Genomic DNA, 22,032 nt, shown 5'->3' with positions numbered 1-22,032 from the left:
GCGTCGTGGTGGGGCTTACGAAAGGCGCCCAGGCGGGCGCGAGGTGCGCCACCGTTGTAGGAATAGGCGCAATCGTCTTGTTCGCTGTCGCTGATCATCGACGGGGATGAGACGACGCACCATAGTCATGATCATGCGTCCGGATCGGCGGTGGGATCCCTGTACTCCTGTGGTATGGGGGTCTCCGGCCCTTCGCTCTTGAGATCATCGTCGGTGGGTGGCCGCGGTGTCGCTGGTCGTTGAAGGCGTCCAGGGAGCAGCCGGTTGATCATGGCGGGTTGGCTGTCTGGCCGTCGGACCGGCTGCTTCGGATATGCGACGGTCGTTGCCTTGGGTGTGCGCTGTGCACTATCGGGGTCCTCGTTGCCGCCCAGGCTGGTGGATGGATGAGCCGTTCGGGTTGGGGGTTGCTGTACGGCTGGTGGGACGTGCGGAGGGGGCATCTGGGTTCGCAGGTAGAGGACGGCCGCGATGAGAACGGCTGCGCTGATGAGCTGACGCAGGTTGAGGGATTGACCGAGCCAGAGCCATGCGAGGACGACACCGAAGACGGGTTCGAGAGCGGTGGCGGCGGAGGCCGCCTGCGAACCCGCCCGGGCGACACCCCACGAGAACAGGACGAAAGGTACGAGGGTGCCGAGAATGCCGACGAGCAGGACGTTGGGGAGATGGCGGGTGTCGGTGAGGATGCGTGGCCAGCCCTGCGGGGCCTGGATGATCACCCAGGCGAGTGCGGAGACGGCGAAGGCTCGGGCCATGGAGGCAGCCGCGCCGTAGGCACGGCTGGAGCTTTCGCCGAGGACAGAGAACGACGCGACGGCGACCGCGGTCAGCAGGCCGTAGGCGAGACCGGTCAGACTGATCCGGCCGGTTCCGGCGGCCGGAAGGTCGGCGACGAACGCTACCCCGAGGATCATGATGGCCAGCGCGATGGGCACCGTCGCCGATGGCCGCTTGTGCTGGGCCAGCAGCGTCCACAGAACGACGAGGGCGGGAGCGATGTTCTGCAGCACGATCGCCACGGCGACAGGTAGGCGCGCGATGGCCAGGAACAGGGCGGCGTTGGCGGTGCCGACGGCCAGTCCGAACACGAGGGTGTGTCTAAACCGCGGGGGGTTCTCGCTGGTGGGGGTCCGATCGCCGGCGCGGGCGTGCCAGAGGTAGCTGAACAGGCCAAGTCCCACGGCGGTGATGTAGGTGCGTGCTTCCACCAGCTCGAGGGGCGCGACTCCGGCGCGGAACAGTTTGCCGGCGACGGTGGCGCCGAACGCCCACAGAACGGTCGCCGCGGTGACAGCGAGAAACCCGACCTGGCGCTGGGAGCGGCCGGCCCGCGGCGACGACGCGCCGCGGGCCGGCCGCCAGGTCAGGCGTGCCAGCGCAGGAGAACACTTCCCCATGTCATGCCTCCTCCGAAACCGAGCAGCAGGACGGTGGAACCGTCATCGAGGCGGCCGGCGCGGACGGCATCGTCAAGGGTGACGGCGACGGATGCGGCGCCGGTGTTGCCGTAGCGATCGACGGTGTAGTGCACCCGGTCCTCGTCGAAGTCGAGACTGGCGAGGCAGTCACGGACCAGGACACCGTTGGCCTGGTGGGGTACGACGAGATCGAGGTCGGCGACGGTGGTGTCGGTGGCAGCGAGTATCGCCAGGACGGCCGCCGGGACCACCTGCCAGACGAACTGCCGCACCTCGCGACCGTTCATGTGGAACAGGTGCTTGCGTGACGCCAAAGCTTCGGGTGAGACAGGCTGGCGGCTGCCACCCGCCGGGACGGTGACGAGATCGGCGAGCCGTCCGTCGGCGTTCAGATCGCTGGCGAGGACGCCATAGCCGCTGGGTACCGGGCCGAGGACCACCGCGCCAGCACCGTCACCGAACAGTACGCTGGTGGACCTGTCTTGATCGTTCAGGATGCGGGAGTAGGTGTCCGCGCCGATGACCAGCGCTCGGTGCATGCCGGGAGTACCGCGCATCATCGCGGCCACGGCCGCGGTGGCGTAGACGAAACCGGTGCAGACGGCGTTCATGTCAAAGGCTGCGGCGTGCGACGCTCCGAGATTGGCCTGCACGATGCAGGCGGTCGCGGGCTGTGGCTGATCGGGCGAGGAGGTGGCGACGACCACCAGGTCGAGGTCGGCCGCGTCGACACCGGCGGCTTCCAGGGCCCGCTGGCCGGCCGCGGTGGCCAGGTCCGATGTGGCCTCGGTGGGCGCGGCGATACGGCGTTCGGCGATACCGGTCTTGCGGATGATCCAGTTGTTGTCGACGCCGTAGCGGCGTGCGATCTCGTCGTTGTCGCGTGCCGCCTCGGGCAGGTAGGAGCCGGTGCCAAGCACACCGATGCTGCGGTCACCGGGCGCGGTGGTCATCGTGGTCATCGTTGCCCTCCGGATCGGGGGTCGGTGGGAACCGGATGGTCAGCGGCGATCGCCACGGCCTGGCGAGAGTGCGTGGCCCGTTTGCTTTCGAGTCGGCGCAGAAAGCGCGAGCGGTCGACGACGGCGCGCTGGTGGATGCCGCTCAAGATGCGGTCGTTCGAGTCGTCGGCGTGCACGGTGAACTCGAGGGTTCCGCCTTCCACCTTCGTCAGCGTGGCGTTGATGACGATGGTGTCGCCGAGCAGGGTGGGGGCGAGGTGGGTGCTGGAGTGGCTCAGCCCCAGGGTCATCTGGCTGCCGTCGACCGCGGTCGCGGTCGCGTCCATGCACGCGAGTTCGGCGAGCCAGAGCAGGACCGGGGTGGCGAGCACGGGGAGTTCGTTGGCCCAACGATCGGCGCAGTCGATCTCGGCGACCGTATGGATCAGCTGTGCGGTCATGCCAGGCTGAGGTCCGAGGTGAGCCACGGCGAGACCTCCTTCGCGTCGTGCAGGCGCAGGAGCTGGTTGAAGATGTTCTTGCGCTGCATCTCGCTGGTACCGCCCGCGATGCGGGTTCCGAGTGCGTCGGCGGCGGCACGGGTGATCGGACCGAGCATGTAGCCGCGATGCCCGAAGATCGCCATGGCGTGCTGTGTCGCCTGGCACAGCCCCTCGCAGGCGAGCATCTTCGCGACCGAGCAGGTGGCGGACGCGGCGGGATGGCCGGACAGGAGCTGGTCGAGGGCGGTGTAGGAGACGGCGCGGACGGTGTCGCTGGTGATCCGCAAGTCGGTCAGCCGGCCCTGGATATACTGGTGGTCGGCGATCGGTGCCTTGAACGCGTCGCGGTTGCGGGCGTACAGCAGCGTTTCGGCCAAGATCGGCTCGATGAAGGCGGCGGCAATGATGCCGTACAGCAGACGATCCATCGCGATTACCCGGTAGATGGTCTGCAGGCCGTCGCCGGGAGTTCCCATCACACCATTGGTGTCGATGAAGACCTCGTGGAAGTCCAACGGTCCGGTCGGACTCGTCGGGTTGCCGAACATCACCTCCGGTTCACCGGCGTTCAGGCCGGGCTGGCCTCGTTCGACGATGAAGACGGTGATGTCGCTGGCGCCTAGTTCGGGAATACGGGCCAGGACAAGCGCGATATCGGCAACGGGGGCGTTGGTGATGTGTCGCTTCGCGCCGGTGAGAAAGTAGCCGCCGTCGACGGCGGTGGCCTTGGTCGCGACCCGGGCAACATCCGAGCCACCGGTGTCCTCGGTCATCGCGGTCGCCCCGACCGCGCCGGACATCAACCGCTCCAGCCAACGTTCCCGTTGGGCCTCGCTGCCAAAGTCGACCAGGCCGCGAATGATGCCGCTGTGCGCGACGATCGACAGCAGGAATCCCAGGTCGGTGCTGGTGGAGCTGAGCCCCTCCAGCGCTGCGGCGAACTCCCACCAGCTACGGCCGGCACCTCCGAACTCGACGGGGACGGGTAGCCGCCAGAATCCGGTGTCGGCCAGCGCCTGCCATGATTCCTGGTCGAAACGCGCGGACCGATAGCATGCGTCCGCCCGGGCCGCGACCTCCCTTCGGCCGAACTCGGCGAAACCGTCACGGAGTTCCTGCTGTTCGTCGTTCCACTGCAGGTCCATCGTCTTCCTCCATTGCGGGGTGGGATGGGATGGGGCGGGGACCTACTGCTCGAGGAGCGTGAGTGACTCGTCCAAGAGGCCCAACAGCTCGTCAAGCTGCCCGTCCTCGATGACTAGTGGCGGTGCGATGATCACGGCGTCGGGGGATTCGTCGGTGCCTGCTGGATAGAGCAGCAGGCCGCAGTCGAATGCGAGGTCGGTGAGGCGCTGCGCGGCATGGGGTCCGACATCGACGCCGGCGAGTTCCATGCCGAGCAGGAGGCCCTGCCCGCGCACGTCGCTGATGGCGGGGTGGCGCTGCGCGAGGCTCAGCAGCCCCTCGCGCAGAATGCTGCCGGCCTCCCGGGCACGCAGCAGAAGATCATGGTCTTCGAGGTAGTCGAGCACCGCAAGACAGGCGGCGGCGCCCAGGGGATTGCCACTGTAGGTGTGGCCGAACACCCGGTCCGTACCTGTGGCGCGTACCGTCCGGTCGAGCCCGACACGGGTGATCATCGCTGCCATCGGTGCGTAACCGGCACTCATGCCCTTGCCGACGGTGACGATGTCGGGGACGACACCGTCGACCGCGGAGGCGAACCAGACGCCGGTCCGACCAAGGCCCGTCATGACCTCGTCGGCGATAAGAAGCACCCCGTGGCGGTCGCAGATCGTGCGCAGCTCGAGCAGGTAGCCGGGCGGAGACGGAATTGCGCCGCCGGCGGCGCCCACCACAGGCTCCACGATCACCGCGGCCACCTGGTCGGCGCCGACCTCACGGATCATGCGATCCCAGTCGGCTGCCCACTCGCGGCCCTGCCCGGGGGGACACGCATACGGTGAGACCACTCGCGGCACGTCGATCAGGAGTGATTCGAGGCCCTCACGGCGGTGCGGATGCCCGGACAGCGACAGCGCACCCATCGTCATACCGTGATAGCTCGTCCGGCGAGCCAGAATCCTCGTCTTGCCCGGTTGCCCCACGGCCCGCCAGTACTGGACGGCGAGCCGGATAGCCGCCTCGTTCGCTTCGGAACCGCTGTTGACCAGCGTGACCGCATCGAGATCACCCGGGGTGAGAGAGGCCAGCCGCCGCTGCAGTCGAACAGCCGGGGCGTTGTCGAACTGTGTGCGGTACACGAACGCGATCTGCTCGGCCTGCGCGGCGATAGCCGCATTGACCTCGGTGACGCCGTGGCCGATGTTCGCCACGACGGCGCCCGAACAACCGTCGAGGTAGCGCCGGCCCTCCTCGTCGTACAGGTAGATGCCTCGGCCGGAGGCGATCTGGGGCCGTACCCGATTGGCTGCGTGGACAGGCTCGGCAGCCAGGATGCTCATGCGCCCTGCTCCCCTCGAAGCGAGGGCGTGACCGAACGCGTCGGGTCCACCCGGCTAGTCACCGACATCACCGTGCCGCAGTAGCGGCACTCCCGGTCGCCCAGGTCGGCCGTGGGCTCCATATGACCGCAGCCGACCTGCTCGCAGAAGGCGACGAGTCCTCCCGCCGCGGGATGCGATCCCTCGGAGGAACAGGCGAACCTCATGCCAGTCGAGGCACCGCCGTAGCCGTGATCGCCGATACCCGCGTGTATCTGCGCGGGGCCGTACTCGGAGCATCCGCGGAACACGACGGGCTCTTCGCCTCCCGCTTGGCCGCTCACCATGACCGGCGAACCAGCGCGATCTTCGCTCATGTCCGGTTCCCTCTCCCCAGCAAGGATGATGTAACCTGTGAAGAGGTTAGCCGGTGTCATGCGTAGTAGCCAACCCTAAGCGGAGCGAATCTGAATGAGACATAAAACACATATTTGACTTCTTTTTGTTACACCATTGGAAGATCTAGGGTAAAAATTTTACTTATACGACATAAATGATTACATGGAGTGGTTATCGCTCCGAGCTTCGCGCGTCCCACTGGACGGGTCCAACCGCCCCTGGCGAGGCGCGGACGTTCCCCGACGGCGCACCACCTGGCAGTCGATCGGAAGACTGCGCGATGCCCCCGCGTGGCACTTGTCGCGCACGCGGTCCGCGCCATCGAACATGATCTTTAGCTACCCCATCAATCGATCTTGGCAACGGAGGATGTCGATGACAGGCAAGCGCCATGACGCGCCGGGCGAGTTGGAGCTGGTCCGAGATTTCATCAACACCTACGATCTCGAGACGGGCGTTGACCGCCTGCTCACCGCCGCCGGGCTGCGTGACTGGATACAGTCGACCCCGTTCGTCCGCGGGGACGAGGCCCCGCCGGACGACGACGACCGCCGCCGTGCCGTCGACCTACGAGAAGCGCTACGCAGGCTGGCTGCCGTGAACGGGGGCGGGGGCGACCTCGACCAGGATGTGCCCGAGATCCTGCAACGAACCGTCCAGCGCAGCAGTGTCGTGTTGCGTTTCGGTCGGGACGGCGCGCCGCAGCTTCTGTCGGAGGCGAGTGGCATCGATCGGGTGCTGGGCCAGATCCTGGCGCTCAGCGTCGCCGCCCACGCCGACGAAACTTGGGCCCGGCTGAAGATCTGTCCCAACCCCCAGTGTCAATGGGCGTTCTACGACCACTCCCGTAACCGCTCCGGTTCCTGGTGCCAGATGGCGGAGTGCGGCAATCGGGCCAAAGTCCGCGCCTACCGCCAGCGCCGACAGGAGATCGCGGGGTGACGTCGATGAAGACGCGGCTTATCCCGGCTCCTCCTCGACGGGGTCACGCAGGGGACGTAGGTCTCCGGCCAACCCTGGCCGGACGAACGGGTACGACCCGTGGAAGTTGATGTGTTCGAAGACCAGGGGGCTGAGCCGGGACCGGATCTCGGCGGACAGCTCCATCCCGTCGGCGTGGAGGGCTTTGACGGCGGCGTCGATGTACCAGGTGTTCCACAGGACCACGCAGTTCAGGGCGAGTCCGAGTGCGCCGACCTGGTCTTCCATGCCGGTCTGGTAGCGCTGGCGAAGCTCGCCGCGGTTCCCGAAGAAGATCCGCCGGGCGAGGTTGTGCCGGGCCTCGGTGATGTTCTGCTGGGCGCCGATCATCCGCCGGTAGGACTCGTCGTGCAGGGTTTGCAGGACGTGGAGGGTCTTGAACAGCCGGCCGTAGGCGACGAAGGCGTGGCCGAGCCCAGTCGGGTTGCCGTCCCGGGTGAGCATCCGGATCACGTCGTGGGCGCGGACCTCTCCGGTGATCAGGGAGCCGGTGACGCGGAGCATGTCCTGCCAGTGCTCGACGATCTGGGCGAGGTTCACGACGTGCCCGGAGACGCTGTTCAGTGGCCCGTAGTCGGCGTCGGGGCGGGTGCGCCACAGTCGGGTGTCGCCGATGTCGCCGATGTCGGCGATCCGCGGGGAGAACTGGTAGCCGCAGATCGCGAACAGACCGAAGACAAGATCCGAATACGATCCGGTGTCCGTCGTGATGATCTCGGGGGGTTCGTCGACGTCGAGGTTGTGCAGGGCGTCGAGGATGTGCAGGCTGTCGCGTGGGGTGCCGGGCACGATCAGACCACCCAGGCCCATCACCTTGTCCGAGACGACGTTGAGCCACGTCGCGCCGGCGCGGCGTTTCGAGCCCGCGAAGTACTTCGCGCTGGGCCGGGCTGCGATCGAGCGGACCGGGACGACGAAGCGCATCCCGTCGGCGCCGGCGACCAGACCGCCGCCCCAGTCGGCGGTGATGTCGACCTGGTCCTGGGCGCCGACGAGGCGGGCGGAGCCGACGGCCATGCACTCGGCGCGGAAGTACGCCTGGTCGGTACCGAGCAGCCGGCCGCGGGTCAGCGCCCGCACCGCCGGGTTCGTCACCGGGACCAGGCCGATGTTCGTCGACTCGGCGACCAGGACACCGGCGAGGCTGAGATCGAAGTCGGCGGGGCGGGCATCGGACCCGGAGATGTGGGTGAACGCGTCGGGCAGGCCGGTGCGTTCGAAGACCTCCAGCAGCAGCTCGGCGAAGTCGACGCGGGGCAGCAGTGCGGCCACGGCGTCGCGGGCCGCGTGCATGCCGGTTCTCCCGCGGCACGACCTGCTCGATCGCGGCCCACATATCCGCCAGGGTCATCACCTGCCCGTGCCCTGCCGGTGGCACGTCGAGGAGCACGGTGACCGCGGCCGCGACCCGCGCGGCGGCCTTACGGAAGCGGGGCAGGGTCTTGAGTCGCTTGGTGTCGCTGACCCGTTCGGCGCGGGCCAGCAGCTTCGTCGCCATCAGGATGTCGAACAGCAGCAGCGCGTCGTCGACCGAGACGGCTTCCAGATGGCGCACCGTGGCCAGCACGGTCGCGACCTTCCGATCATCCTGCAGGCCCCGGATCGTCGTGGCCTTCGTGGCCATCCCGTAGGCGGCGAGCTCGGCGAGTTTCACCGGCGGCACCGCCGCCACCTCCACCCCGCCGGTCCCCACCGCCCACACCGACGACACCCGGTCCAACGCCCCGACCATGCCCCGCCCGGACACCGCGGTCACTGTCGTGCGCATCTCCTCCAACGTCGAGACGTATTTGCCGTCGGGTACCCGCAGCAGCCCGACGAGCTCCCGGCGCATCTCCACCGGCGTCGCCTCCCGCAGCACCAGGTGGATCCGGTCCTGCTCGACGGCACGCACATCGGCGACTGCCCGGGCCAGCACCGTGATCCCGGGCAGCAGCACCCGCTCACCCAGCAGCCACAGCACCGCCCGATCGAACAGCTCGCGCCGCGACGGCGTCGACGTCCACACCCGCGAGGCCACAAACGCCCGCAGCTGCTCTTCCGCCACGCTGAACGGCCGGTAGCTCAGCAGGTCCCGGATCTCCCGGGCGTGCTCATGCTGGGTCGGCAACCGGTCCGGGTAGCCCTTCAGGCAACCCGGGTCCGCCACCCCGACCTGTTCGGCCATGAACGCCGCGACCACCGCGGGCACCTCACCCGGGTCGGTCAGGAACGTGCCCACCATCCGCACCGTCGCCCACTGCACCGACCAGCCCAGCCGGTTGGCCTCCCGCCGCTTCGACGCCACCAGCGCCAGCGTCGCGTTGTCCATCCGCCCGAACTGCTCCAACTCCCCCGGCGAGGGATCCCGTGCGAACCCCCCATACCGGCGGACCTGCTCCTCCGAGAGGTACTCGATCGCCATAGCCGCCGAACATAGCGATCTGACACCATCTCAGTAACAACACGGTTCGAATCGGTTACCGACAACGCGGACAGACCACACACGCGCACAGTTCGCGTGCAATGGGGGTGTCATCCGGTGAAGGACAACGACCACGTCGACTCGCCCGCACCCCCGACGACCCGGATCCCCAGGGCCAGCGGACGCACCCGCCGCCCGGCCAGCGCCACCGACGTCGAACAGATCCGCGACGTCCTCGCGCACCTGCGCCGACCCGACCCCACCGCCCCCAGGCCCACCTACCGCTACCTCACCGTCCGCGGCCTTACCGGCGACCCACGCACCCAGACCCGACTCCGCGCCCGGATCCTCGTCGCCCACCGCCGCGCCGCCGCCGGCCAACCCCAGACCTACCAGCCCGAACCCGACGGCCTCACCCTCGGCATCGCCGGCAACGACGCCACCGACCGCATCACCGCCCTGGCCACCGACCTCCGACGCATCCGCCGAAGCCGCGACTGGACCATCACCATCCACCCCGACGGCACGGACAAACCCAAGATCAATCCTTAGCGTTCAATCCTGCCGAAATCTGCGTCCCACCCCGATTCGGTGCGGGAGAGCGGCGATGGCGGATCCTTCGGCGGATCCGCGATCGCCGGGGCGAGCCGTGAAGGCGTCGGCCCGGCTCGACCAGGGCTCGGATCGGACGGCTGCGCGAAGGCGGCGGTGGTCAGCCGGCCGGGGCGGGGTGGTTACGGGCGGGCGGCATTCGCTGGCTGGGTGGCCAGGAGGTCGAGCAGGTCGAGGGTGACCTCGTGCAGGCTCGGGCGGACGGTCAGCTCGGCGGCCAGCGGATGGGCCGTCGAAGCCGTCGCGGAGGGTAGCGACGGGACGATGATCGTCGGGCAGCCGGCGTCGAGGCCGGCGCGGGCACCGGCCTCGCTGTCCTCCAGGACCACGCAGCGCGTCGGGTCGACTCCGAGCAGCCGCGCCGCCGTCAGGTACGGCTCCGGATGCGGCTTGCGCCGGCTCACCTCGTCCCCGGCGACCGTCACCGCGAACCGGTCGGCGCCGATCGCGGCCAGCACGGGATCCATCAGGATCCGGAACGACGACGACACCAGCGCGGTCGCGATCCCGGCGGCGGCCAGCGCGTCCAGCAGCGCCACGGCGCCGGGCATGGGGACGATCCGCTCGGGCTCGCCGAAGAGCTCGGCGGTCCGTTCGATCAGGAAGCGGGCGGCGGCGTGCGGGTCGGCGTCGGGCACCCCGAGCATCGACAGCATCAGCGGCAGGGCGGTGTCCACGCCGTGACCGATCATCGCGGCCTTGATCTCGGGGGTGAAGCGGGCGCCCAGGCTGGCCGCCAGCTCGTGCTCGGCCACCGTCCACAACGGCTCGGTGTCGACGAGCAGCCCGTCCATGTCGAACAGAACGGCGGTGACACCGTCGTGCCCCCGTGCCCCGTCACCTACGGGGCTCAGCGACAACGCTCCATCACCGAGGCCGTGGGCATCGAACCGGGCCGTGTGCACGGGACGCGCCGCGTTCACAGGGCGCACCGGCTGCTGAACGTCACCGGCCGGTGCGCACCAGACCCGGCCGCACCCCCAGGATCCACGGCGGCCACGGCAGTTACGACGTCCAGGGGATTCACCAGGGCCTGCTCTCCTCGGGGCGGGCCGGCTCCCTGACAACGGCCGGATCCCTGTCAGCCAACCAGTCCCGGCAGCACCGACACCAGCACACGTGACAGGGATCATCCCAGCCCCGGCCCACCTCGCGGACCTCTCCAGCTCCCTGTGGACGACCGTTTATGACTGATCCTTTCGGTACTGCGTGGGAACGCCCGGATCTGTCGCAGGCTGGGACGAACATGGTCCCAGCTGGCCCGGACCGCCACCCCCGAGGTCCACTGACAACAGCCACCCCCTGGGTCCCGCCCTGGCCGCAGGTCGCGCCAAACCGCCAGCGACCTCCTCGAGCCAGGTTGACGGTGACCGTTACCTGTCCGCCGGCAGCAGGCGGAAGGCGCTGAACTTGCGGCGGCATCCCGGATCAGGTCCGCCTCGCTGCGACGTTGCCGGCGCGCAGCAGCCGACAGCCGCTGCTTGTCGTCCAGCGACAGGTACACGGTCGTACGCGTCATCGACATGCCATATACGGTAGTCATCACTCGGCCTTGGCTGAGCTCCTTCGCCGTCTTCTCCTGACTGACCAGCCCTCTGGCAGCTTGGCGTGACCCGAGCTCGAATGCCTTGCCTTCACGGTCAGCACGTGGATGGGAACGGTCCGGATCCGCGGCAAATCGGGCCGAGGGAGGGAGCCCGGTTCTGGCATGCCTGGTCGGCGGTGGCCAGCAGCGCCGGCATGTCGGCGGCGGCGAGCCCGCGGACACGGTCACGCGTCTGTTCGCTGTCGATGGTCGGGGCGGTCATGGCGTGATGTTCGGTTTCCAGTACGCGGATGATCCGGAGGGTGTCCGCGCCGAGCAGGGACGTCACCAGCGGGTCGAGCTGGTCGGGTGGGGCCAGTGCGGGGGCGTCGTGCAGGAGGACCGCGGCCGGCAGCGCGGGCGGGGCAGCCGGATGATGCCGGCCGAGGACGACCGCGACACGGACCGCGTGGGCGAGCGCCGGGGCACCGTCGATGCTGTGCCCGGAGCACCAGCGCCGGGCAAGCTGTACGCGCTGGACGTCGTTGCGCGTTCCCGACCCGTACGGTCGTGCAGCGGGCCCAGGACCTCTCCGGCCTGTTCGCCGACCACCGCGGGCTGCCCCCGGTGGCGGACTTCCGGGAACGGCTCGCGGCCGACGCCGCGGCTGATGCTGACCGCTGGCGCATGACCCTGCACTTCGGCCAGCCGACGACCGTCACCATTCCCACAGTCATCACCGACCGGGCTGATCCTGCGCTGCTGGCAACCGGAAGACGTCGGCCCGTACACCGCGATGGCGGCACATCCGGACATGTCCCGCTACACCGGCAGCCCCCGCGACCGGGAAGCCGTCTGGGACATGGAAGCGGCTCTGACCGGCCACTGGCATCTGTGCGGGTTCGGCATGTGGGCCGCGGAAGACCGCTCGAGCGGCGAGTTCGTCGGCCGCGCGGGGCTGTACCGGCCGGAGGGCTGGCCCGGCATCGAAGCGGCCTGGACGATCCGCCGGGACCGGTGGGGGCAGGGGCTGGCGACCGAAGCCGGAGCGGCGGCACTCGAGTTCGCCTTCACCCAGGTAGGGGCCGACGAGGTCATCTCCCGGATCCGCCCGGACAACGCCGCGTCGATCCGGGTTGCCGCCAAGCTCGGCCTGACCGACGCACACCGTACGTTCCGCGGCGACGCCGTCTACGTCGCTGCCCGGCGTACGTGGACGTCCCGCATCGGGTAGGTAAGGCCCGGCACGGCCGGGATCAGGTGGCGAAGTACCTGGCTTCGGGGTGGTGGGCGATGATGGCCGAGGTGGACTGTTCGGGGACGAGCTGGAATTCTTCGGAGAGCTCCACGCCGATGCGGCCCGGTGTCAGCAGCTCGAACGCCCCGACCTGCTGCTCAAGGTCGGGGCAGGCGGGGTAGCCGAAGGAGTAGCGGGAGCCGCGGTAGCCCTGGCGGAAGACGGCGGCCAGTTCGTCGGCGTCGGCTGCGCCGGTGGGGGTGCCGTCCGGCAGCAGCAGTTCGGCGCGGATCCGCTTGTGCCAGTACTCGGTGAGTGCCTCGGTGAGCTGCACGGACAGTCCGTGCAGCTCCAGGTACTCCCGGTAGGAGTTGGCAGCGAACAGCTCGGCGGTGACCTCGCTGATCCGCCGGCCCATCGTGACGATCATGAACGGGACGACGTCGACCTGGCCGGACTCCTGCGACCGGTAGAAGTCGGCCAGGCACAGCCGGCGGTCCCGGCGCTGACGCGGGAAGGTGAACCGGGCCCGCTCCGCGCCGTCCCCGGACAGGACGATCAGATCCTCACCCTTGCTCACGCAGGGGAAGTAGCCGTAGACGACGGCCGCCTCCAGCATCCGCTCGGAGGCGATGCGGTCGAGCCACATCCGCAGCCGTGGCCGTCCCTCCGTCTCCACCAGCTCCTCGTAGGACGGCCCCTCGCCGCCGCGGGCACCGCGCAGCCCCCACTGGCCGAGGAAGGTCGCCCGTTCGTCCAGGAAGGACGCGTAGTCGGCCAGCGGGACGCCCTTGACGATCCGGTCCCCCCAGAACGGCGGGGTGGGCACCGGGTTGTCGGTGGCCACGTCCGAGCGCGGCGGCGTCTCGGTGGGGAGCTGCCCGGCGCGCTCCTCGGCCCGGGCGACGGCCCGCGCGGCCCTGATCCGCTCGGTGCGCTCCCGGCGGGCGCGGCGCTGCGCGGTGCGCGGGTCGTCGGCCAGCGGCGGGGCCTGCCCGCGCTTGGCGGCCATGACCGCGTCCATCAGCGCGAGCCCCTCGAAGGCGTCCCGGGCGTAGCGGACGTCGCCCTGGTAGAGCTCGGCGAGGTCGCCCTCGACGTAGGCGCGGGTGAGCGCGGCGCCGCCGAGCAGCACCGGCCAGGTGGCGGCCACCCCGCGGGTGTTCATCTCCGCGAGGTTCTCCTTCATGACCACGGTCGACTTCACCAGCAGCCCGGACATGCCGATCGCGTCGGCGTCGTGCTCGGACGCCGCGGCCAGGATCGTGCCGATCGGCTGTTTGATCCCGAGGTTGACGACGGTGTAGCCGTTGTTGGACAGGATGATGTCGACGAGGTTCTTGCCGATGTCGTGGACGTCGCCCTTGACCGTGGCGAGCACCAGGGTGCCCTTGCCGCGGGCGTCGGTGCGCTCCATGTGCGGCTCGAGATAGGCGACGGCGGCCTTCATGACCTCGGCGGACTGCAGCACGAACGGCAGCTGCATCTGCCCGGAGCCGAACAGGTCGCCGACGACCTTCATGCCGTCCAGCAGGGTGTCGTTGATGATCGCCAGCGGGTCGCGGGAGCGCATCGCCTCGTCGAGGTCGGCCTCCAGGCCGGTGCGCTCCCCGTCGATGATCCGCCGTTTGAGGCGTTCGTCCAGCGGCAGGGCGGCCAGCTCCTGCGCCCGGGTCGGCCCGCCGGCGCTGCCGTCCACACCCTCGAACAGCTCCAGGAAGCGGGTCAGCGGGTCGTAGCCTTCGCGGCGGCGGTCATGGACGAGGTCGAGGGCGACCTCGCGCTGCTCGTCCGGGATACGCGCGGTCGGCAGGATCCTGGACGCGTGGACGATGGCCGCGTCCAGCCCGGCGGCGACGCACTCGGCCAGGAACACCGAGTTGAGCACCACCCGGGCGGCGGGCTTGAGCCCGAAGGAGATGTTGGACAGCCCGAGGATGGTCTGGACGTCGGGACGCCGGCGTTTGAGCTCGCGGATGGCCTCGATGGTGGCCGCCCCGTCGCCGCGGGACTCCTCCTGGCCGGTGCCGAGGGTGAAGGTGAGCGTGTCGACGAAGATGTCGGCCGTGCGCATCCCCCACCGGCCGACGAGATAGTCGATCGTCCGTTCGGCGATCTGTACCTTGCGCTCGGCGGTGCGGGCCTGGCCCTCCTCGTCGATGCACATCACCACGACGGCGGCGCCGTGCTCGACGACGGCCGGCATCACCCGGGCGATCCGGGAGTCCGGCCCGTCGCCGTCCTCGAAGTTGACCGAGTTGACCACCGAGCGTCCGCCGAGGCACTCCAGGCCGGCCTCGATGACCGGCGGTTCGGTGGAGTCGAGCATGACCGGCAGGGTGGACGCGGTGGCGTAGCGGCTGGCGACCTCGCGCATGTCGACGGTGCCGTCCCGGCCGACGTAGTCCACACACACGTCGATCATGTGGGCGCCCTCGCGGGTGGCGGTCCGGGCGATCTCGACGACGTCGTCCCAGCGGCCGTCGATCAGCGCGTCGCGAAACGCCCTGGACCCGTTGGTGTTGGTGCGTTCCCCGACCATCAGGACCGAGGTGTCCTGCCGGAACGGCACGGACTGGTAGAGCGAGGCCGCGGCGGCCGGCGGCTCGGCGTCACCGACGGCCCCGGCCCTGGCCTCACCGACGGTCGTGGCCTCACCGGCCTCACCGGCGGCCCCGGGCGTCACCGAGGAGCCTGTCCGGGCGGGGGCCGGGCGGCGGCGGGTGGGCACACCCCGGCCGGCGACCCGCTCGACGACCTGGCGCAGGTGCTCGGGGGTGGTGCCGCAGCAGCCGCCGACGAGCACCGCGCCGTAGTCGCGGGTGAAGACGTCCTGGGCGTCGGCGAGCTCCGCCGGGGTCAGCGGGTAGGTGGCGCCGTCGCTGCCCAGTTCGGGCAGGCCGGCGTTCGGCATGACCGACAGCCCGGCCCGGGCCTGCTGGGACAGGTAGCGCAGGTGCTCGCTCATCTCGGCCGGGCCGGTGGCGCAGTTCAGGCCGATCAGGTCGATGCCGAGCGGCTCCAGCGCGGTGAGCGCCGCGCCGGTCTCCGAGCCGAGCAGCATCGTGCCGGTCAGCTCCACGGTGATCTGCGCGATCAGGGCCACCCGCCGGCCGGCCTCGGCCATCGCGCGGCGCGCCCCGATGATCGCGGCCTTGGCCTGCAGGAGGTCCTGGGCGGTCTCGACCAGGATGGCGTCGACGCCGCCGGCGAGCAGGCCGGCGGCCTGCCGCTGGTAGGCGTCCCGCAGCGGCCGGTAGGTGATGTGGCCGAGGCTGGGCAGCTTGGTGCCGGGGCCCACCGAACCGAGGACGAAACGGGGCTGACCCGGCCGGCTCCAGAAGTCGGCAGCCTCACGGGCGATCCGGGCGCCCGCCTCGGCCAGTTCCCCGATACGGTCGGCGATGCCGTACTCTCCAAGATTGGCGAGGTTGACCCCGAACGTGTTTGTCTCGACCGCGTCACACCCGACAGCGAAGTAGGCGTCGTGGACCGCCCGTACCACGTCTGGACGCGTCACGTTCAGGATCTCGTTACAGCCTTCGTGCCCGTCGAAGTCGTCGAGTGTCAGGCCGGTGGCCTGCAGCATCGTTCCCATGGCGCCGTCGGCCACCACGACGCGCTCGGCCAGGACGGACAGCAGATCTCCTCGCACGTCCGAAGCGTACCGGTAGCATCACCGCCGCCCATGGTCGTGGCTTGCGCCGCGTCCTGGGTTCGCCCTGCTTACGGGCCTTCCGGCCGGCAATATTTTTGTCAGCCGGACGGTGGGGCGGGACGGGCCGGGACGGTCCCGTGGCATTTCCCCGACAGTGGGGCACAAGGATCCGCCGGCACGCGCGAGCGTAGGACGTACCGTTGCACTGTCACAGGGGCAGTGAACCGCCAGGGGGCGGCAGGAGGTGGCAGGTGATCGAGTTCTCCGATGTCGGTCAGCTACGGTCGCCGATCGTAGTGGCTGCCTTCGAGGGCTGGAACGATGCCGCGGACGCGTCGTCCGCGGCCGTCGAGCATCTGGAGTCGACGTTCGACGCGCGGGTCGTCGGTGCCATCGACCCGGACGACTACTACGACTTCCAGGTGAACCGGCCGACGGTGAGCGGGACAGGCGACGACCGTAAGATCGCCTGGCCGACGACCCGGCTGTCGGTGGCGCGCCCGACCAGCGGCGACAGCGACCTGATCCTCATCCGCGGCCTGGAGCCGAACATGCGCTGGCGCAGCTTCACCGACGAGCTGATCGAGGCCGTGCACGCCCTGGGCGGCGAGACGGTGGTCAGCCTCGGCGCGCTGCTCGCGGACTCACCGCACACCCGTCCGGTGCCGATCAACGGCACCGCCGGGGACGCCGGCACCGCCGCCCGCTTCCGGCTGGACGCGTCGAAGTACGAGGGCCCGACCGGTATCGTCGGGGTCTTCGCGGACGCGTGTACCCGCGCCGGGCTGGCGAGCGTGTCCTTCTGGGCGGCGGTCCCCCACTATGTGGCGAACCCGCCCTGCCCGAAGGCGACGCTGGCGCTGCTGCGCCGGGTCGAGGACCTGCTCGACATCGAGATCCCCCTCGGTGACCTGGCCGACCGGGCCCGGGCCTGGGAACGCCAGGTGGACGAGCTCGCCGCCGGCGACACCGAGGTCGCCGAGTATGTCCGGGCACTTGAGTCGAGGGAGCCGGAGACCGAGCTGCCGGAGGCCAGCGGGGATGCGATCGCCCGCGAATTCGAACGGTACCTGCGGCGCCGCGGACGGTAGCCCACCGGCCCTTGGACCAGATCGTGCATGCCCTGCCCGAGTGCGACACACGACACAGGACCCTCCCCGCCGCCCGTTCTGACGCTCCGCCGCCCGGCGGCCGCCGTTCCTCGGCGGCTACTCCTCGACGACCTCGGCGTCGAGGATGTCCTCGTCGTCGCGGTAACGCGAGGAGCTACCGGGCACCTTCGCCGTCCGGGCGAAAAGGCTCGTATCGGTAAAGCTCGCATCAGTGACTTTCTGCTCTGAGCCTATCACTGTCTGCGCGGATGTAGCCACGTCCTCCGGACGGTACGCAGTGGCCCGTTCACGCTCCTCGGCGCCCACGCCCGCGGTCCCGGCCCGGGCCAGCTCCGTGACCGCCCGGTCGATCTCCTCGGTGTTGACCAGGCTGCGCAGCCGCAGCAGCGCGCCGAGCACCTCGCCCTGCTGGCGGCGCAGCGTCTCCAGGCTGCCGGACAGCTGCGTGATCTGCGTCTCGATGTCGGCCTGCCGCTGCCGGGCTTCCAGCCGGGACTGCTCGACCGCGTCGAAGAGCAGCCTGTCGGCCTGCTCGCGCGCCTTGCGCACGATGGGATGACTGGCGGCGGAGTCCTCGACGACCTCCTGGAGGGCCCGCTCCGCGATACCGCGGGCACCCGCGACGATCTCGTCGGCCTCCTGCTGCGCGATGGCCAGCATGATGCCGATCCGCCCACCCGCCTGCGCCGGCGACCGGTCGGGCAGCTGGGCCTCGGCGTCCCGGCGGCGGCGTTCGCTCTCCAGCGCCGCCTCGGCCGCGGCCGCCCGGGCCGTGACCTGGCCCGCGTACCGCCACAACGTGTCCAGGTACGCCTCGACCTGCTGGGGGTCGTAGCCCCGCGCCACCTCGTCGAATGTCGGCCGTTCACCGTAGGTTCCAGCGTCTGCCCGCTGGTAGTGGGCGCCCATCAACGTGAACATCCTCCAGGCACGACAGGGTCACGGCACGACAGGGTCACGGTACAACCGGGTCACGGTACAACCGGGTCAAGGTCCACCCCGAGCAGCGAGTCGATGATGGCACGTGCCAGTCCGGGAGCCTCGAGGTCCTGGCCGCCCACGGTCAGCGCCGTGGCCGCCCAGCGGTCGACCGCGGCGAGCGCGCCCGGGGCGTCGAGATCGTCCGCGAGATGCCGGCGGACGTCGTCGAGCAGCGGCCGGGCGTCCGGGCCGCGCTCACCGGCGGCCGCCGCCTGCCAGTGGGCCAGCCGGTCACGGGCGGTGTCGATCGCGCCCGGTGTCCACTCCCATCCCACGGTGTGCCGGTGGTCGAGCAGGGCGAGCCGGACCGCCGCCGGCTGGACACCGCCGCGCAGCAGCCGGGAGACGAACTCCAGATTCCCCCGCGACTTCGACATCTTGTGCCCGTCGAGGGAAACCATGGCGGTGTGCACGTAGGTACGGGCGAACGGCCACACCCCGCTGGCCGCCTCCGCGTGGGCGACGCCGCACTCGTGGTGGGGAAACACCAGGTCGGTGCCGCCGCCCTGAATGTCGATGCTGTCCCCGAGGTGCGCCAGCGCGATAGCCGCGCATTCGATGTGCCAGCCCGGCCGGCCCGGCCCGAACGGGGAGGGCCACGACGGTTCCCCGGCGCGTTCCGCCCGCCACAGCAGCGGGTCGAGCGGATCCTCCTTGCCCGCACGCCGCGGGTCACCACCGTTCTCCGCGGCCCGGGCGACCATTTCGGCGTGGCTGAGGTGGGAGACCTCGCCGAAGCGGGGAGCCACGCCGATCGGGAAATAGATGTCCTGTTCCACCGGGTAGGCCGCGCCACGGTCGCGCAACTGTTCGATCAGTTCGATGACAAGCGGAATCGACTCGACCGCCCCGGCGTACACCGCGGGCGGAAGGATGCGCAGCGCGGTCATGTCGGCGCGGAACAGTTCGGTCTGGCTGCGGGCAATCTCCCGCCAGTCCAGGCCATCCCGCCGGGCCCGCTCGAACAGCGGGTCGTCGACGTCGGTGACGTTCTGGACGTAGACGACGTCGTGCCCGGCATCCAGCAGAACCCGGTACGCCAGGTCGTAGGTGAGATAGGTGAATGCGTGCCCAAGATGCGTGGCATCATACGGGGTGATCCCGCAGACGTACATTCGGACTGTCTGCCCCGCGGCGAGTGGGCGCACGGCGCGGGTGGCCGTGTCGGAAACCCGGAGGGGTAATCCCCGGCCAGGCAGCCGGGAGCGAGAGGGAGCCGGCCAGGATTGCATATGGTCAGCGTAGCCGGACGCGCGGAACACGCAGTCGCTTCGGGGGATCCGCGGACCCGCGCCCGCCGGCCGGTTGGCCGGCAGGTCAGAAGGGCGGCCAGGGGATTGCCGGCCAGTCACCGGACGGCATCGGAAAACGGCGTTCGGTCAGCAGCCGGGCGGCCCGGGCCCGCAATCCGCCGATTTCCGCGGTGGTGAGAAGGCCGGCGAGCGCCGCCGCGAGCGGGCCGTCGAGAGCCTCCCGCAGGCAGGTGAGCAGTTCGGTCTCGTCCGCGCGCAGGCGCTGGCCCCGCCACGTCCACAGCACTGTCCGCAGTTTGTTCTCGACGTGGAAGGTCACTCCGTGGTCGACGCCGTAGACGCGGCCGGACGGGGCGGGCAGCAGATGCCCGCCCTTGCGGTCGGCGTTGTTGATCACGGCGTCGAACAGGGCGACCGCCCGAAGCCGGGGATCGTCGGAGCGGATGAGAGCAAGCAGGTCCACGGTCTCGTCGACGTCGATCCACAGCTGGACCATGCCCGTCCCGAACGGGCCGCCCCGCAGCACCGTGGGCGGCACGATCCCCGTCCCGGTCTCCTCGGAGACCAGGTAGGCCGCGCGTTCCCGGCCGGCCAGCGTCCCGTCGGGGAAGTCCCACAGCGCGCGCTCGCCGCGCACCGGCTTGTAGACGCAGCGCCGGTCGACCCCGTCCAGGCTGATCTCGCAGTACAGGGTGGCGTTGCTGGCCTCGAGCAGGCGTCCGGTGACGGTGATCTCGCCGTCCCGCAGCAGCGTGAGGGCGTCGGACGCGTCGAGGCCCCCGGTGTCGGCCGGACCGGGCCCCGGCCCCGGCCGTCCAGGCGGGGTGACGTTGGAAGCGGGCTCACTCACGCCACCCAGTCTGGACGGCCGGGTGCGCGCCCGTCCCGCCCTGTGGCCCACCCTGCTTATGGTTCGGGCTTATGGTTCGGCCTACGCCCCGCCGCCTACGCCCCGCCGCCGACGACCGCGTCGCCCTCGTCGGCGGGGAACGTCAACGGGGCCGGCAGCAGGTCGGCGACGGGACCGCCCCGGTCGTTCACCCGGACCACGAACGGCCGCCGTTCGGTGTAGCGGATGATGGTCAGCGAGCAGGGGTCGATCAGTATCCGCTGGAACAGGTCGAGGTGGATGCCCATGGCGTCCGCGACGATCGCCTTGATGACGTCGCCGTGGGAGCAGGCCAGCCAGACCGCGCCCGGGCCCAGCCGGGTGTTCCAGTCCCGCACCGCGGTGACGGCCCGGTGCTGGGTGTCGCGCAGCGCCTCACCGCCGGGGCCGGGGAAGACCACCGCGCTGGGATGGTCCTGCACGGTCCGCCACAGCGGGTCGGCGGTCAGCACCTTCGTCTCCTGACCGGTCCAGTCGCCGTAGTGGCACTCCCCCAGCCGGTCGTCGAGCGTGACGGCGTCCCGCTCCTGCCCGCCGGCGCCCACTCCGGCGCCGGACGCGGCCGGGGTGGCCGGGGCGGCCGTGCCGGGCCCGGCAGGGCCGGCGTCACCGGCCTGTTCGTCTTCGCTCCGGCCCGCGGTGGCCGCCCGCTGTCGCGCGGCGATCGCCTCGGCGGTCTCCCGGCAGCGCTGCAGCGGGCTGGAGACGACGGCGGTGAGCGGGACGGACGCCAGCCGCCCGGCCAGCGCGTGGGCCTGCGCCCGGCCTCTGTCGTCGAGGCCGACACCCGGCGTCCAGCCGAGCAGGATGGAGCCGGTCACCGCGGTCAGCCCGTGGCGCACGAGCAGAACGGTGGTCACCGCGGCTGCCCGACGGTGCCCCGCACGGCGATCCCCGCCGCGATCCCTGTCGCGGCCCGCATGACGACCTGCACGATGCCCACCCGCGAGACGCTGTGTTGCCGGGACATGTTCCCAGGACCTGGTTTCCGGGACCTGGCTTCCGGAACGATCGCCGTCATGGCGTGGCCGCGATCACTCCGGAAGCGACCAGAGAGAGTACCAGGCTCCCCAGCGCCACCCGGTATGCGACGAACACCATCGTGTTGTGCCGGACGAGGAACTTCAACAGACCGGCTATGGAGGCGTACCCGACGCCGAAGGCGAGGATGGTCGCGATCACCGTGGCCCCGGTGCCCGCGCCGCCGTCCTCGCCGATCTTGCGGAGCTCCAGCAGGCCGGAGAGCACCACGGCGGGGATCGACAGCAGGAAGGAGTAGCGCGCGGCCGCCTCCCGGGTGAGCCCGGTCAGCAGCCCCGCGGTCATCGTCGACCCCGACCGGGACACCCCCGGGATGAGCGCGCACGCCTGGGCGCACCCGATGATGGCCGCGTCCCGCGGCCCGATGTCGTCGACGTCGCGCTTGAGCGTGGCCTTCCGCTCGGCGTACAGCAGCGCCAGGCCCAGCACGATCAGCGCCGAGCCGATCACCCACAGGTTGCGGGCACCCGTTTCGATCTGGTGCTGGAAGGCGAAGCCCATCAGCCCGATCGGGATCGTGCCCAGCCCGATGTACCAGCCGAGGCGGGAGTCGAGCGTACGGCGGATCTCCGGGTCCCGCAGGCCGCGGGCCCACGCCAGCGCGATGCGGCCCAGATCCCCACGGAAGTAG

18 protein-coding genes and 1 pseudogene are annotated in these 22,032 nt (G+C 70.3%); 4 read left to right on the top strand and 15 right to left on the bottom strand.

Annotation, left to right across the window (positions count from 1 at the left end):
- Positions 1–131: 131 nt before the first annotated feature.
- Genes NBW84_RS04695 through NBW84_RS04670 form a run of 6 tightly spaced genes read right to left on the bottom strand, consistent with a single transcriptional unit; the run spans position 132 to position 5,686 of the window.
- Entirely contained in the window at positions 132–1,400 is a 1,269-nt protein-coding gene (locus NBW84_RS04695) for an EamA family transporter (protein WP_250282037.1), read from the bottom strand.
- Positions 1,367–2,383 carry a 3-oxoacyl-ACP synthase III family protein gene (locus NBW84_RS04690; RefSeq protein WP_250282035.1) on the bottom strand — a complete coding sequence of 339 codons (1,017 nt, stop codon included), beginning with the start codon at positions 2,381–2,383 and terminating at the stop codon, positions 1,367–1,369. The genes NBW84_RS04695 and NBW84_RS04690 overlap by 34 nt, the downstream gene beginning before the upstream one ends.
- Positions 2,380–2,823, bottom strand: a complete 444-nt coding sequence (locus tag NBW84_RS04685) for a thioesterase, FlK family (protein ID WP_250282034.1) — start codon at positions 2,821–2,823, stop codon at positions 2,380–2,382. Before NBW84_RS04685 ends, NBW84_RS04690 begins: the two co-directional genes overlap by 4 nt.
- The gene (locus tag NBW84_RS04680) at positions 2,820–4,010 is read right to left on the bottom strand and encodes an acyl-CoA dehydrogenase family protein (protein WP_250282033.1); all 1,191 of its coding nucleotides are present in this window, start codon (positions 4,008–4,010) and stop codon (positions 2,820–2,822) included. Before NBW84_RS04680 ends, NBW84_RS04685 begins: the two co-directional genes overlap by 4 nt.
- 42 nt (positions 4,011–4,052) lie before the next feature.
- A complete protein-coding gene (locus NBW84_RS04675; protein WP_250282032.1) occupies positions 4,053–5,330 on the bottom strand; it encodes an aminotransferase class III-fold pyridoxal phosphate-dependent enzyme in 1,278 nt (425 codons plus the stop codon).
- Positions 5,327–5,686 carry a hypothetical protein gene (locus NBW84_RS04670; RefSeq protein ID WP_250282031.1) on the bottom strand — a complete coding sequence of 120 codons (360 nt, stop codon included), beginning with the start codon at positions 5,684–5,686 and terminating at the stop codon, positions 5,327–5,329. The genes NBW84_RS04675 and NBW84_RS04670 overlap by 4 nt, the downstream gene beginning before the upstream one ends.
- Before the next feature lie 397 nt (positions 5,687–6,083).
- On the opposite strand from NBW84_RS04670, the gene NBW84_RS04665 reads away from it, so the two are divergent.
- Complete coding sequence (locus NBW84_RS04665) at positions 6,084–6,650, top strand: CGNR zinc finger domain-containing protein (RefSeq protein ID WP_250282029.1); 567 nt, start codon at positions 6,084–6,086, stop codon at positions 6,648–6,650.
- Between the two features lie 18 nt (positions 6,651–6,668).
- Here the strand turns inward: NBW84_RS04665 and NBW84_RS04660 are convergent, their stop codons facing one another.
- Positions 6,669–7,982 (bottom strand): transposase, encoded by a 1,314-nt coding sequence (locus NBW84_RS04660; RefSeq protein ID WP_250282027.1) that lies wholly within the window; start codon positions 7,980–7,982, stop codon positions 6,669–6,671.
- Between the two features lie 661 nt (positions 7,983–8,643).
- Positions 8,644–9,093, bottom strand: a pseudogene (locus tag NBW84_RS04655) (DUF4158 domain-containing protein); the annotation flags it as partial.
- 117 nt (positions 9,094–9,210) lie between these two features.
- On the opposite strand from NBW84_RS04655, the gene NBW84_RS04650 reads away from it, so the two are divergent.
- Positions 9,211–9,645, top strand: a complete 435-nt coding sequence (locus NBW84_RS04650) for a hypothetical protein (RefSeq protein WP_250282026.1) — start codon at positions 9,211–9,213, stop codon at positions 9,643–9,645.
- Positions 9,646–9,827: 182 nt separating this feature from the next.
- On the opposite strand, the gene NBW84_RS04645 is transcribed toward NBW84_RS04650, so the two are convergent.
- Positions 9,828–10,565, bottom strand: a complete 738-nt coding sequence (locus NBW84_RS04645) for an HAD family hydrolase (protein ID WP_445548637.1) — start codon at positions 10,563–10,565, stop codon at positions 9,828–9,830.
- Positions 10,566–12,026: 1,461 nt separating this feature from the next.
- On the opposite strand from NBW84_RS04645, the gene NBW84_RS04640 reads away from it, so the two are divergent.
- Complete coding sequence (locus NBW84_RS04640) at positions 12,027–12,464, top strand: GNAT family N-acetyltransferase (RefSeq protein WP_445548636.1); 438 nt, start codon at positions 12,027–12,029, stop codon at positions 12,462–12,464.
- Positions 12,465–12,486: 22 nt separating this feature from the next.
- On the opposite strand, the gene NBW84_RS04635 is transcribed toward NBW84_RS04640, so the two are convergent.
- Positions 12,487–16,122: a homocysteine S-methyltransferase family protein gene (locus NBW84_RS04635; protein ID WP_250282025.1), complete on the bottom strand. Its 3,636-nt coding sequence runs from the start codon at positions 16,120–16,122 to the stop codon at positions 12,487–12,489.
- 254 nt (positions 16,123–16,376) lie between these two features.
- Between NBW84_RS04635 and NBW84_RS04630 the strand changes: the two genes are divergently transcribed.
- Complete coding sequence (locus NBW84_RS04630; RefSeq protein ID WP_250282022.1) at positions 16,377–17,216, top strand: PAC2 family protein; 840 nt, start codon at positions 16,377–16,379, stop codon at positions 17,214–17,216.
- 117 nt (positions 17,217–17,333) lie between these two features.
- On the opposite strand, the gene NBW84_RS04625 is transcribed toward NBW84_RS04630, so the two are convergent.
- The 5 genes from NBW84_RS04625 to NBW84_RS04605 form a co-directional block, all read right to left on the bottom strand.
- Positions 17,334–18,146, bottom strand: a complete 813-nt coding sequence (locus NBW84_RS04625) for a hypothetical protein (RefSeq protein WP_250282021.1) — start codon at positions 18,144–18,146, stop codon at positions 17,334–17,336.
- Between the two features lie 62 nt (positions 18,147–18,208).
- Complete coding sequence (gene mshC / locus NBW84_RS04620) at positions 18,209–19,450, bottom strand: cysteine--1-D-myo-inosityl 2-amino-2-deoxy-alpha-D-glucopyranoside ligase (RefSeq protein ID WP_250282018.1); 1,242 nt, start codon at positions 19,448–19,450, stop codon at positions 18,209–18,211.
- 85 nt (positions 19,451–19,535) lie between these two features.
- Positions 19,536–20,321 (bottom strand): SCO1664 family protein, encoded by a 786-nt coding sequence (locus tag NBW84_RS04615; RefSeq protein ID WP_250282015.1) that lies wholly within the window; start codon positions 20,319–20,321, stop codon positions 19,536–19,538.
- A 95-nt stretch (positions 20,322–20,416) separates the two neighbouring features.
- Positions 20,417–21,220 carry a histidine phosphatase family protein gene (locus NBW84_RS04610; protein ID WP_250282013.1) on the bottom strand — a complete coding sequence of 268 codons (804 nt, stop codon included), beginning with the start codon at positions 21,218–21,220 and terminating at the stop codon, positions 20,417–20,419.
- Between the two features lie 157 nt (positions 21,221–21,377).
- Positions 21,378–22,032, bottom strand: a 655-nt coding sequence (locus NBW84_RS04605; protein WP_250282011.1) for an undecaprenyl-diphosphate phosphatase, incomplete at its 5' end; no start/stop codon positions are given.

This window comes from Protofrankia sp. CiP1_Cm_nod2, assembly GCF_920664355.1.
GTDB lineage: Bacteria > Actinomycetota > Actinomycetes > Frankiales > Frankiaceae > Protofrankia.
Note: the sequence above shows the minus strand (reverse complement) of the source record. Positions and strands in the feature narration are given on the sequence as shown.

Coding starts and splice junctions, on each gene's coding strand:
- NBW84_RS04695 (WP_250282037.1), bottom strand. CDS start 1,400: ATGGGGAAGTGTTCTCCTGCGCTGGCACGCCTGACCTGGCGGCCGGCC.
- NBW84_RS04690 (WP_250282035.1), bottom strand. CDS start 2,383: ATGACCACGATGACCACCGCGCCCGGTGACCGCAGCATCGGTGTGCTT.
- NBW84_RS04685 (WP_250282034.1), bottom strand. CDS start 2,823: ATGACCGCACAGCTGATCCATACGGTCGCCGAGATCGACTGCGCCGAT.
- NBW84_RS04680 (WP_250282033.1), bottom strand. CDS start 4,010: ATGGACCTGCAGTGGAACGACGAACAGCAGGAACTCCGTGACGGTTTC.
- NBW84_RS04675 (WP_250282032.1), bottom strand. CDS start 5,330: ATGAGCATCCTGGCTGCCGAGCCTGTCCACGCAGCCAATCGGGTACGG.
- NBW84_RS04670 (WP_250282031.1), bottom strand. CDS start 5,686: ATGAGCGAAGATCGCGCTGGTTCGCCGGTCATGGTGAGCGGCCAAGCG.
- NBW84_RS04665 (WP_250282029.1), top strand. CDS start 6,084: ATGACAGGCAAGCGCCATGACGCGCCGGGCGAGTTGGAGCTGGTCCGA.
- NBW84_RS04660 (WP_250282027.1), bottom strand. CDS start 7,982: ATGCACGCGGCCCGCGACGCCGTGGCCGCACTGCTGCCCCGCGTCGAC.
- NBW84_RS04640 (WP_445548636.1), top strand. CDS start 12,027: ATGGCGGCACATCCGGACATGTCCCGCTACACCGGCAGCCCCCGCGAC.
- NBW84_RS04625 (WP_250282021.1), bottom strand. CDS start 18,146: ATGGGCGCCCACTACCAGCGGGCAGACGCTGGAACCTACGGTGAACGG.
- mshC (WP_250282018.1), bottom strand. CDS start 19,450: ATGCAATCCTGGCCGGCTCCCTCTCGCTCCCGGCTGCCTGGCCGGGGA.